The organism is Proteus sp. TSJ240517 (assembly GCF_047921575.1).
In the GTDB taxonomy this organism is placed as follows: domain Bacteria; phylum Pseudomonadota; class Gammaproteobacteria; order Enterobacterales; family Enterobacteriaceae; genus Proteus.
Genome location: NZ_JBLRMH010000010.1, coordinates 15,892 through 28,113, shown reverse-complemented (window position 1 = coordinate 28,113; position 12,222 = coordinate 15,892). Strand labels below are relative to the sequence as shown.

At 38.1% G+C, this 12,222-nt stretch carries 12 protein-coding genes and 1 pseudogene; 5 read left to right on the top strand and 8 right to left on the bottom strand.

What is annotated here, in order from left to right; all coding sequences use genetic code 11:
• Positions 1 to 37 precede the first annotated feature (37 nt).
• Both ssb1 and zur read left to right on the top strand, forming a co-directional pair.
• The gene (gene ssb1 / locus ACNARN_RS15790) at positions 38 to 565 is read left to right on the top strand and encodes a single-stranded DNA-binding protein SSB1 (RefSeq protein WP_088494417.1); all 528 of its coding nucleotides are present in this window, start codon (positions 38 to 40) and stop codon (positions 563 to 565) included.
• Between the two features lie 205 nt (positions 566 to 770).
• Positions 771 to 1,301, top strand: coding sequence for a zinc uptake transcriptional repressor Zur (gene zur / locus ACNARN_RS15785; protein ID WP_109373158.1), 531 nt, complete (start codon positions 771 to 773; stop codon positions 1,299 to 1,301).
• A gap of 46 nt (positions 1,302 to 1,347) precedes the next feature.
• On the opposite strand, the pseudogene ACNARN_RS15780 reads toward zur, so the two are convergent.
• From ACNARN_RS15780 to ACNARN_RS15765, 4 genes and pseudogenes are all read right to left on the bottom strand, one after another.
• Positions 1,348 to 1,645, bottom strand: a pseudogene (locus ACNARN_RS15780) (type II toxin-antitoxin system RelE family toxin).
• Positions 1,635 to 1,889 carry a type II toxin-antitoxin system RelB/DinJ family antitoxin gene (locus ACNARN_RS15775; protein WP_198626498.1) on the bottom strand — a complete coding sequence of 85 codons (255 nt, stop codon included), beginning with the start codon at positions 1,887 to 1,889 and terminating at the stop codon, positions 1,635 to 1,637. Before ACNARN_RS15775 ends, ACNARN_RS15780 begins: the two are co-directional and overlap by 11 nt.
• A gap of 160 nt (positions 1,890 to 2,049) precedes the next feature.
• Complete coding sequence (lexA, locus tag ACNARN_RS15770; protein WP_109373157.1) at positions 2,050 to 2,661, bottom strand: transcriptional repressor LexA; 612 nt, start codon at positions 2,659 to 2,661, stop codon at positions 2,050 to 2,052.
• A gap of 127 nt (positions 2,662 to 2,788) precedes the next feature.
• Positions 2,789 to 3,160, bottom strand: coding sequence for a diacylglycerol kinase (locus tag ACNARN_RS15765; RefSeq protein WP_198620630.1), 372 nt, complete (start codon positions 3,158 to 3,160; stop codon positions 2,789 to 2,791).
• A 130-nt stretch (positions 3,161 to 3,290) separates the two neighbouring features.
• Here ACNARN_RS15765 and plsB point away from each other — a divergent pair, with 130 nt between their 5' ends.
• Positions 3,291 to 5,774 carry a glycerol-3-phosphate 1-O-acyltransferase PlsB gene (gene plsB / locus ACNARN_RS15760; protein WP_416304666.1) on the top strand — a complete coding sequence of 828 codons (2,484 nt, stop codon included), beginning with the start codon at positions 3,291 to 3,293 and terminating at the stop codon, positions 5,772 to 5,774.
• A 103-nt stretch (positions 5,775 to 5,877) separates the two neighbouring features.
• Here the strand turns inward: plsB and ubiA are convergent, their stop codons facing one another.
• From ubiA to pgi, 3 genes are all read right to left on the bottom strand, one after another.
• Positions 5,878 to 6,732, bottom strand: coding sequence for a 4-hydroxybenzoate octaprenyltransferase (gene ubiA, locus ACNARN_RS15755; RefSeq protein ID WP_100159029.1), 855 nt, complete (start codon positions 6,730 to 6,732; stop codon positions 5,878 to 5,880).
• Between the two features lie 28 nt (positions 6,733 to 6,760).
• Positions 6,761 to 7,270, bottom strand: a complete 510-nt coding sequence (ubiC, locus tag ACNARN_RS15750) for a chorismate lyase (RefSeq protein ID WP_023583078.1) — start codon at positions 7,268 to 7,270, stop codon at positions 6,761 to 6,763.
• Positions 7,271 to 7,491: 221 nt separating this feature from the next.
• Complete coding sequence (gene pgi, locus ACNARN_RS15745; RefSeq protein ID WP_416304665.1) at positions 7,492 to 9,138, bottom strand: glucose-6-phosphate isomerase; 1,647 nt, start codon at positions 9,136 to 9,138, stop codon at positions 7,492 to 7,494.
• A 265-nt stretch (positions 9,139 to 9,403) separates the two neighbouring features.
• On the opposite strand from pgi, the gene lysC reads away from it, so the two are divergent.
• Both lysC and ACNARN_RS15735 read left to right on the top strand, forming a co-directional pair.
• Positions 9,404 to 10,783 (top strand): lysine-sensitive aspartokinase 3, encoded by a 1,380-nt coding sequence (lysC, locus tag ACNARN_RS15740; RefSeq protein WP_416304664.1) that lies wholly within the window; start codon positions 9,404 to 9,406, stop codon positions 10,781 to 10,783.
• 155 nt (positions 10,784 to 10,938) lie between these two features.
• The gene (locus ACNARN_RS15735; RefSeq protein WP_311748518.1) at positions 10,939 to 11,517 is read left to right on the top strand and encodes a hypothetical protein; all 579 of its coding nucleotides are present in this window, start codon (positions 10,939 to 10,941) and stop codon (positions 11,515 to 11,517) included.
• Positions 11,518 to 11,557: 40 nt separating this feature from the next.
• On the opposite strand, the gene ACNARN_RS15730 is transcribed toward ACNARN_RS15735, so the two are convergent.
• The gene (locus tag ACNARN_RS15730; protein WP_232797642.1) at positions 11,558 to 12,136 is read right to left on the bottom strand and encodes a hypothetical protein; all 579 of its coding nucleotides are present in this window, start codon (positions 12,134 to 12,136) and stop codon (positions 11,558 to 11,560) included.
• Positions 12,137 to 12,222 lie beyond the last annotated feature (86 nt).

Below are 12,222 nucleotides of genomic sequence, written 5' to 3'. Positions count from 1 at the left end.
TGATTTCAAAAAATTTACTTTCGCAGGAGTACCGCACATGGCGAGCAGAGGCGTAAACAAAGTTATTCTTATCGGTAATTTAGGGCAGGATCCAGAAATCCGTTATATGCCAAGTGGTGGTGCAGTTGCAAACCTGACACTGGCAACATCAGAAAGCTGGCGCGATAAACAAACCGGTGAAATGAAAGAAAAAACCGAGTGGCACCGTGTGGTAATTTTCGGCAAACTGGCAGAAATTGCAGGCGAATATCTGCGTAAAGGTTCACAAGTGTATATCGAAGGTCAATTACAAACACGTAAATGGCAAGACCAAAGCGGTCAAGACAGATATAGCACTGAAGTTGTGGTCAATATCGGTGGCTCAATGCAGATGTTAGGCGGCCGTGGTGGTCAAGATGGCGCACCTTCACAAGGTGGCCAAGGCGGTTGGGGTCAACCACAACAGCCACAAGCATCACAACAATTTAGCGGTGGCGCACAATCTCGTCCTGCACAACAACCTGCAGCAGCACCAGCGCCAAACAATGAACCACCAATGGATTTTGATGACGATATTCCGTTTTAACGGTCACCTGAAACCTAGTTTCAGAAAAAATTATCTTAAAACCATCTAAAAAATTAACCCAGCTTAGGCTGGGTTTTTTGTTGATGATCATGACAGAACACTATGAAAAGTTATTTTCACAAAACCCCACTTTACACAAAGGTTTGCTTTCAAAAAATATGGTAAGATCTGCGCCATTAACAACGTCTGAGAGCATCTGATCCCCATGAATGAAGAGAAATTGCTCGCTCAGGCAGAAAAGATCTGCCAGAAACGAGGTGTTCGCCTGACTTCACAACGTCTGGCAGTATTGCGTCTGATAGTGCAGCAACCTTCTGCTATCAGCGCATACGACTTATTGGATTTACTACGCCAAGTTGAACCACAAGCAAAACCGCCAACGGTTTATCGTGGATTAGAATTTTTACTTGAGCAAGGATTTATCCATAAAATAGAATCCACCAACAGCTATGTACTTTGTCATCATTTTGATGATGTTGAACACACATCAGTAATGCTAATTTGTGACCGTTGTTTATCTGTCACTGAAAAAAATAGCCATAAAATCGAAAATTCTATTTCATTACTGGCACAAGAGAGTGGATTTCATTTACGACATAGCGTAATCGAAATTCATGGATTATGTTCACAGTGCCACGAAGCACAAGAGTGTACTCATCCTGAAGGTTGTCATCATGATCACAGTATGGATGATAATCTTAAGCAGAAAAAAACCGGTGACTATAAGCCTCGTTAAGCTTATAAAATACAAAAAGCCAGCTAAATGCTGGCTAATACGTGTTCTACTTTTGAATTCTCATTTCAGCTAATGAATACGCTTTACTTTCTTCACACTTACCAATAGCAATAACTAAAATAACGACTTCTGAATCAATGATTTGGTAAACCAATCGAAAACCAGATGCTCGTAATTTAATCTTATAGCAACCCGAGAGATCACCTTTTAAGCGAGCAGACTCACTCTATATAAGGGTTTTCCTGTAATTTTTTTAATTTCTTTTTAAATTGTTCTTTAATGCTTTGATCGAGTTTCTACCATTCTTTTAATGCACGCTTATCAAACTCAATATTAAAGATCATCAATATTTACTCTTATACGTTTACATGGTTTCTTCAAACGCTCACGTACAACAGCTAAAATATCCTCATCTTCATCTTGTTCACCAACAACGATAGAAACTTCAGAGAAAGGTAATTTTTCATTTTCAGAAACATAACGTAGAAACAATCTTATAGCATCTGAAGGAGACAGGTTCATTTTTTCAAATACTTGATAAGCTTCTTTTTTTAGCTCATCGTCTACTCTAACTTGTATTGTTGTCATAAACACCTCCATAATTAAAACTCATCATATTGTAATTACATTTGTAGTGCAGTGGTGTTTTTTATACAAATTAAAAAATAAAAAATGCAGATGATTTTGTGCTTTTACACATCATCTGCATCTTTATAAAATAAGTTGTGTTGACTTACTTTGGTACAAATTACAGCCATTCACCGTTACGAATAACCCCGACTGCTAAACCTTCCACAGTAAAGTTTTGTTCGCGTAAATCGACGATAATAGGTGAAAATTCTGGGTTTTCTGCATGAAGTTCAATTTTATTACCGCTTTTCTTAAGGCGCTTTACTGTCACTTCATCTTCAATACGAGCCACAATAACTTGCCCGTTGTGAACATCTTGCGTTTTATGCACGGCAAGTAAATCGCCATCCATAATACCGATATCTTTCATTGACATACCATTAACGCGCAATAAAAAATCTGCACTTGGTTTAAATAGCATTGGGTCAACTTGATAATGGCTTTCAATATGCTCTTGCGCTAAAAGTGGTTCACCAGCTGCGACTCGCCCAATTAATGGCAATCCTTCTGGCTCTTCTTCCATTAGCAAACGGATACCTCTGGATGCACCAGAGACAATTTCTATCACACCTTTACGAGCAAGAGCTTTTAAGTGCTCTTCTGCCGCATTTGGTGAGCGAAACCCAAGTTGGGAAGCTATTTCAGCCCGTGTTGGTGGCATACCCGTTTGCGAAATGTGATCACGAACCAAATCGTAAACCTGCTGCTGCCTTGCAGTTAATGCTTTCATTCCGCCCCCTGTTTGTTTATACAGTCAGACTGTGAGTATATACAGGTATATGACGATTTGAAACCTCAAATGAATATAAAACACGCATCTTTGGATTATTTTTCGACAAAAATCGAATTTTTTAACTTTATGCGAAGAAATGCCCCCAAAGAATGGTTACCCAAGTAAATAATCCCAATATAATAGCAATCAGAACGGCGGCAGAACCCATATCTTTTGCACGTCCAGATAATTCGTGGTATTCAGATCCAATTCGATCGACAACGGCTTCTATTGCACTATTTACCAGTTCCAAGATCACAACCAACACAACGGAACCAATGAGTAAAATGCGCTCTAGACCACTGACATCGATGAAAAATGAAAGGATAATTGCAACCAAGGTCACAATAGCTTCTTGTCTAAAAGCGGCTTCATTAGTCCAAGCGGCACGAATGCCTTTGTATGAATAGCCACCAGCTTTAATGATTCGGGTAAGACCTTTATTTTGATTAGCCATAATAAACTCTATCGAAAACAAACGATTATTTTGCCACTTTTCTCTATTAATATTGTCACAGCACCACAGATCTACGAAAGACTTTCTGTTATGCTTTCGAAGTATTGCTAATAAGAGGCTACAACTATTTATGTCAGCTTGGCGTAAACTATATTATAACACATTGAATTTACCACTAAAATTACTGGTAAAAAGCAAACGAGTTCCGACTAACCCTATCACTGAATTAGGATTAGATACGTCGCGATCTTTTCTTTATGTTCTGCCTTATCATTCCAAGGCGGACTTACTGACTTTAAGACAGCAATGTCTATCATTAGGATTGCCAGATCCACTGCAACCTATTGAAATAGGCGGAACAAAACTTCCTGCATACGTCTTTATTGATGACGGCCCAAGAGTATTCCGTTACTACTCGCCCGATCCTCGAAAAGATTCCGTGAAGACATTCCACGCTTATCTTGATGCACATCGTAATAACCCACATCTTGATATTGAGATGTTGCCAGTTTCTGTGATGTTTGGACGCTCTCCAGGTCGTGAAGGCCATAATGGTGTTCCACATTTACGTGTGCTTAACGGTATCCAAAAATTTATCGCTATCCTCTGGTTAGGTCGTGATAGTTTTGTTCGTTTTTCACCCACTGTATCAATGCGTGAAATGGCGAACGAACACGGCACTGACACCAGTATAGCTCGAAAACTCGCTCGCGTTGCGCGTATCCATTTTTCACGTCAGCGTTTAGCGGCAGTTGGCCCTAAATTGCCAGCACGCCAAGATCTCTTCAATAAATTGCTTTCATCGAAAGCCATTGAAAAAGCAATTGAAGATGAATCAAAAGCGAAGAAAATCTCACTTGATAAAGCACGTAAAAATGCCACTGATATCATGGAAGAAATTGCAGCTAATTTCTCATATGAAGCGGTGCGTATTAGTGATCGTGTATTAAGTTGGACATGGAATAAGCTCTACCAAGGTATTAACGTTTATAATGCCGAACGCGTGCGTAAACTCGCGCAAGATGGGCATGAAATCGTTTATGTTCCTTGTCACCGTAGCCACATGGACTACTTGCTGCTTTCTTATGTGCTTTATCACCAAGGTTTAGTACCCCCACATATTGCGGCAGGTATTAACCTCAACTTCTGGCCAGCAGGTCCGATTTTCCGCCGTTTAGGGGCATTCTTTATCCGAAGAACCTTTAAAGGTAACAAGCTTTACTCCACCATTTTCCGCGAATATTTAGGTGAGCTATTTACACGAGGCTACTCCATTGAATATTTTGTTGAAGGTGGACGCTCTCGTACAGGTCGATTGTTAGATCCTAAAACAGGGACACTTTCAATGACGGTACAAGCCATGTTACGCGGTGAAACACGCCCTATCTCTGTTGTTCCAATTTACATTGGGTATGAGCACGTAATGGAAGTGGCAACCTATGCCAAAGAGTTACGTGGAGCAACAAAAGAGAAAGAAGGTTTTATGCAGATGGTCAGAGGATTACGTAAATTACGTAACCTTGGTCAAGGCTATGTGAACTTTGGTGAGCCGATTTCTGTTGTACAATACTTAAATCAGGCTGTACCACAATGGCGTGATGATATTGATCCCATTGAGCCACAGCGTCCAAGTTGGTTGAACCCAGCAGTAAGCGCACTAGCTGATAACATTATGGTTCATATCAATAATGCAGCATCGATTAATGCGATCAACCTTGTTTCAACAGCCTTGCTGGCATCACGTCAGCGCGCACTCACAAGAGAGCAACTGTTAGAGCAAGTCGATTGTTATCTGCAATTATTACGCAATGTGCCTTATTCGGCAGATATGATTGTGTCTGATAAAAATGCTGAAACCTTATTAGAACACGCTCTACAATCAGATAAATTCCAAGTCGAAAAAGACAGTCTGGGTGATATTGTGGTACTTCCTCGTGAAAGCGCGGTATTAATGACTTATTACCGTAATAACACAATCCACTTAATGATCACTCCGTCATTAATTGCCAGCATCATCTTACATCATGAAAAAATCCATCGTGATGATTTAATGAAACAAGTTGAGCTAATCTTCCCTCTTATTAAAGCGGAACTATTTATTCGTTATGAGAAAGAAGAACTCCCTGAAGTCATTAATACTTTGATTGCAGAATTGTGCCGTCAACGCCTGATTTGTTCTGATAGTGATGGCTTACTACGTATCAACCCAGCGCGTATTCGTCCATTACAGCTTTTAGCCGCCAGCGTCAGAGAAACATTACAACGCTATGGTATTACACTCTCCTTACTCAATTTTGCACCCGAAATTAGTCGTGCATTATTGGAGAAAGAGAGCCGTATCTTGGCACAACGTCTTTCAGTCTTGCATGGTATCAACGCACCTGAGTTCTTTGATAAAGCGGTATTCTCTACTTTAGTTTCAACGCTACGTGAAGAAGGGTATCTCAATGATAATGAAGATATTCTCAAAGCAGATGCATCTGCCCTTTACCAAGTGATTGCAAAATTAATGTCACCAGAAATTCGCTTAACCATTGAAAGCGTGGGGATCACTGAAGATAACAATTCAGTACAAACTATTGACGAAAAAAGTGAGCCTAAAGCTGATGAATAATCAGTAAATAGAGCCATAACCGAAATAGAAAAGGGATAAGCGCATTGCTTATCCCTTTTTGTTTCTACTCGATTGTAGAGAACCATTTAGCACTTATGATCCGTTAAAAATAACTAAATAAAATGCCCGCAAATAAAACAAAACCAACATAGTTATTATTCATAAAAGCTTGGAAACACGGCGCTCTTTCACGCTCTGCAATAAGTTTCTGCTGATAAATAAACAGCGCTGTTACTAACAATAGCGACCAGTAGTAGATACCTTTCAGATTCAGCAAAATACCGATACCCACTAATAATGCCAACATCACCAGTTGTAAAATACCGATAATAATTTTGTCATAACGACCGAATAAAATGGCGGTAGATTTAACCCCAATTTTTATATCATCATTACGATCAACCATGGCATATTGTGTATCATAAACTACAGACCAGATAATATTGACAAGGAATAATAACCAACACACTAATGGCAAACTTTCAGAAACAGCAGCAAATCCCATAGGGATTGACCAGCCAAAAGCCATACCTAAAATAAGCTGGGGTAAATTACTAAACCGTTTAACGAAAGGATAAAACCACGCCAGTGCAAGCCCTGCCACAGAGAGCCAAATAGTCATAGTATTAAGTGTTAAAACTAATGCAAAGGACAAGAGTACCAAAACGATAAATAGAATTTTGCTCTCTTTTTCTGTCACAGCTCCACTAGGTAATGGTCGATTTTTAGTTCGTTCAACACTGCCATCAATTTTCCGGTCAGCAAAGTCGTTTATTACACACCCAGCGGCACGCATAGAGAACACGCCAATAGTAAAGACAATCAGAATATGCCAATCAGGAAAACCTTTAGCGGCAATCCATAAAGCCCAATAAGTTGGCCAAAGTAATAATAGCGCTCCGATAGGTTTATCTATACGCATTAAACGGCTATATGCTTGCCATTTACTTTGCGTCATACTTCCCTCCAATTTTAGCTCCCCCTAATTACTTCTCATACACTGGTGATGCAGGTAGAAACATCTCGGTTAATAATAAAGGTTTATCTGAAAGCTGGAAACGAGAACGGCGTAGCCAATACCCATTTTGTTGCCCGATATGAATAAAATCACGGCTTAATGTTGTTTCCTGAAACAGATAACGCCCAAGTGGAACGGTTCTTAGATTGACCAGTTTTCTGTCTTCGCCTGTCAATGTCTCTTCTGGTACTAACGTCCGCCCTAATAACCAAGGAATATCGTCACCACACAATACCACTTCTCTTAACCAATAACGCTGACTTTTGGGTAAACACGCTCTTTCGTCAGCGGGCTCAATAATGTCAATAAACCCTTCTTGATAAGGCATTACGGTGACTTTTTGGCAATATTGTTCAAATCGCCTTGTCATGGAGCCTAATTCCATTAACCAACTTAATGTACTTTCTTGAATACTTGCATGTTCCTCACTGGGTAGCCAATGGATAGGTGCAGGGGTAATTATTGATTTTTTGAACATTTATTCATCATCACGCTTTGATGATCCTAACTAGTATGAGTCATGATGCGTAAGGATATCATGATGTGACTAAGGGAAGTTAAAAGCTGATAACATTTCGCATAAATAATCTAAAAAAGCGTTAAAAGAAAATCAGATGGAGCACTAAACAATCAAAAAACAAAGGAGGTCATAAAAACCTCCTTTCTATCTAACCAACTACTTATATTCAGTTTATTCGATTAACGCCATGCTTTATAACGATTAATCAGATTATTTGTTGAGCTATCATGGCTGTTAACACTTTCCTTACCTTTTAACTCAGGAAGAATACGATTAGCCAGTTGTTTGCCTAATTCAACACCCCATTGGTCAAAGGTGAAGATATTGAAAATAACACCTTGTACAAAGATTTTATGTTCATACATTGCAATCAATGCACCTAATGAATAAGGCGTAATTTCTTTTAACAGAATAGAGTTAGTTGGGCGGTTACCTTCGAACACTTTAAAAGGGGCAACATATCCCATAGTCTTAGGATCTTTTCCTGCTGCGGCAAATTCAGCATCAACTTGCTCACGCGTTTTACCAAAAGCGAGAGCTTCGGTTTGAGCAAAAAAGTTAGACATCAATTTTGCGTGATGATCGGATAGTGGGTTATGGCTAATTGCAGGCGCAATAAAATCACAAGGGATAATTTTTGTACCTTGGTGGATCAGTTGGTAAAACGCATGTTGTCCGTTTGTACCCGGTTCCCCCCAAATGATAGGGCCCGTTTGATAACTCACTTTGTTTCCATCACGATCAATATACTTACCATTCGATTCCATATTGCCTTGTTGGAAGTAAGCCGCAAAGCGATGCATGTATTGATCGTATGGCAGAATCGCTTCAGTTTCTGTGCCAAAAAAATTGTTATACCAAATGCCAATCAGAGCGAGGATCATTGGGATGTTATTTTCAGCATCTGTTGTTCTAAAGTGATTATCCATTGCATGAGCACCTTCCAGCAATTGCTCAAAATTGTCATAACCAACAGATAATGCGATAGATAAACCAATTGCTGACCATAATGAATAACGACCACCAACCCAATCCCAAAACTCAAACATATTGGCAGTATCAATACCAAATTTAGCTACTTCTGTGCTGTTTGTGGATAACGCCACAAAGTGTTTAGCGACAAATGCACTTTCTTTAGCTGAGGCTAAGAACCAATCTCTTGCTGAATGCGCATTTGTCATGGTTTCTTGTGTAGTAAAGGTTTTTGATGCAATAAGGAATAGCGTCGTTTCAGGATCACATTTTTTCAGTGTTTCTGCGATATGCGTACCATCAACATTAGAAACAAAATGCATAGTAAGATGGTTTTTATATGGACGTAATGCTTCTGTCACCATATAAGGGCCAAGATCAGAACCACCGATACCAATATTCACAACATCAGTAATTGCCTTGCCTGTATAACCTTTCCATTCACCACTAATAATGCGCTCACTGAATGTTTTCATTTTATTCAGTACAGCATTAACTTCAGGCATAACATCTTTGCCATCAACGATGACGGGAGTATTGCTACGATTACGTAATGCAGTATGCAATACAGCACGATCTTCAGTACGGTTGATTTTTTCACCCGTAAACATGCTATTTATCGCACCTTTAACGTCACATTCCTTAGCCAAAGCCTGCAATTTTTCTAATGTTTCTTTCGTAATACGGTTTTTTGAAAAATCCACTAGAATTTGGTCTGAAAACGTTTTTGAAAATTGCTCAAAGCGTGATGGTTCCTGAGCAAACAGTGTTTTCATCTCGGTATCTTTGATCACCGAAAAATGGTTTTCTAATGCCTTCCAGGCTAGGGTTTGGGTTGGGTTTACATTTTTCATTCACAATACTCTCTTAAGATTACAATCTAATATTCTCAGATTGTAGCCTGACATTTAATAGTTACAGTCAATTCTTTCTCATTTGATGATATTGGTCAAAACCATTCAATAAATCTAGTACTAATTACTTACATAGGTAAAACCGATAATGTGGAGCTGATTATTAATTAAATTGATTATTCTTCACTCTGCATTGACTCTCTACTTAATAACCGATATTCCTAAGTGTGTCCAACATCTCATTTTTGCCTAAAGGAATACGACAATGACTGATAATACTGCTACGCCTTCATCTTCATCATCGCCATACACTATCGCTAAATTTGGTGGCACCAGTGTTGCTAACTTTTCAGCAATGGAAAAATGCGCAGATATTATCCTGAAACAAAAGTCAGTTCGTGTCGTGGTTCTTTCGGCATCTGCCGGCATTACTAATTTGTTAATTGAGCTTGCAGCAGGTACAGAGCCTTCACAACGAGAGGCTTTACTCTCACAAGTTCGTGATATTGAGTACGCAATTATCAACCAGCTTTCTCAACCAGAAATTATTTCTCAAGAAATAAATCGTCTGCTTGAAAATATTGAGATGCTCTCTGAAGCTGCTTCACTTGCCACATCAGATGCATTGACAGACGAATTAGTCAGTCACGGTGAATTAATGTCAACCTTGCTATTTGTTGAATTATTACGTGAAAAAGGCATACAGGCAGATTGGTTTGATGTCAGAAAAGTGATGAAAACGAATGATCTATTTTGTCATGCAGAGCCCGATATGGTGCAGTTAACAGCACTAACACAAAGCCTTATTCAGCCTCGTTTGGAAGAAACTGTCATCGTCACACAAGGTTTTATTGGTCAAGAGCCTAAAGGGAGAACCACAACACTCGGTCGTGGTGGTAGTGACTATACGGCTGCACTTATTGGTGAAGCACTCGAAATGTCTCGTGTGGATATTTGGACGGATGTACCAGGCATTTACAGTACCGATCCAAGAATAGTGCCAGAGGCACATCGTATTGATCAAATTGCCTTTGATGAAGCGGCTGAAATGGCCACCTTTGGCGCTAAAATTTTACACCCTGCCACATTATTACCCGCTGTACGTAGTGGGATTCCCGTGTTTGTGGGGTCTAGCAAAGCCCCTGAAGAAGGCGGTACATTAGTTTGTGCTCAAACAGAAAATCCACCTGTATTCCGCGCAATTGCACTACGTAGAAAACAAACTTTACTCACATTACACAGCCTGAAAATGCTTCATGCACGAGGTTTTTTAGCAGAGATATTTACTATTTTATCGCGCCATCATATCTCTGTTGATGTGATAACCACATCAGAAGTGAGCATTGCGTTAACACTTGATACAACTGGCACTACCAACGCATCGGGGAGTTTATTAACCAATGCACTCTTAACTGAATTATCCGCATTATGCCGTGTTGAAGTAGAAGAAGATCTAGCATTAGTTGCTGTGATTGGTAATTCACTTTCACAGGTGAATGGTTTAGGTATTAAAATTTTCGGCACATTAGAAAATTATAATATTCGTATGATAAGCCATGGTGCAAGTACTCACAATTTATGTTTATTAGTTGATGGCAAAGATGCGGATAATATTGTGCGTAAATTACATGATACATTGTTTTAATTAATAACGAATTATCAATATATAAAAGAGAGATAAGAAATTATTTCTCTTTTATATTTCATACTCTTTATTAAAAATGCTTTATCTATTAAAGATACTCCATTTATATTTTTTTAAACTACAACCTCACTTTATTAAAAAATATGGATATCTCAATGAAAAAAATAGGTAGTTTTAATCACTTAAGGATCACCCAAACAAATTTCATTCCTTATATAAAAGAAGTAAATAATGACTTAAATGGAAGTATAACATCAACCCAAAACACGAATAACACAATGTTACAAAGCGCTAAACAGAAAAACGAAAAATCAATATATCATGTGAATTCTTTGAATAAGAAAATACAATCAGATACTGAATTGACTAATTTCATACAAAATACTAAAAATAATGAATATTTAATTAAAGAAACAATAGAACAGATATCTTTAAATTTTGAAAGATTAATTAGTTCAGATAACATTATTAATGAAGAAATAAAAAAAACATATCAAGAAAAAAAAGATAATATTTTAAATTATATTAATAAAAATAACATTGAAAAATTAATTAGTCTTAATGAAAATACCGAAATAGCAAAATATTCTGAAAACCTTAAGAATATAAAGGAAAGTTTTATAGAAATTATTCAAGAATACCTATCGCCAAATTTCAAACAAACACCGACTACATCGTTAAGAATAGATAAGCACCTAGCATTAATTAATAAGACCAGCCATTATACTCAATAATTTTATTTTAAAGAGCTTCTTACTAAGAAGCTCTTTATTTTTAATACACCCGATAACCACCATATTTCTTAGCAAATTGATTAAACTTACCAAAATCAATTAAGGCAATTTCTAGAGAACGATGCGCAATATGAGACATCTTTGCAATTTTTTCAACAAAAAGCCGGTTATCTTCCAACAAGTTAGCAGTAAGTGTAGAAGCAATAATCTCACACTCTTTCGGTGTGACAATCCAACCATCATTAGTAGCGAATTTATGAATAGGGATATTCCCTTCTTTTTTACTCTCTTGAGCAAGCAACGCTTCTTCTTCTTTCATTGCCTGCTTAAATAATGCTATTTCTTCTTCAACAGGCTCTGGGGAAGTCGGAGTTTTATGATAAATATAGTCCCCGACTTCTTCGATTCGTGCAGGCGTCATTTCTGCTTTTAGCCAAATTTTATCAAATGCTTTTTCATCTAAAACAGCATCAGTATCTAAGTTTCCTGTTAGTTGCATCAGATTTAAAAAAGCATTAATTAAAACTTCACTTAATGGATAATTTCCTTTTGCTAAAGAAGGAAACGGCACCTCAGCGCCAGCAGGTGGTGTTTTCTGAAGGTACAAAGTATAGCTCATTGTAATGTCCTTTTTTCTGATACAGGCTTATAGCTTAAACATCTTTAATGAGAACGGCTAGAGGAAATAACAAGGAGATATTGCTA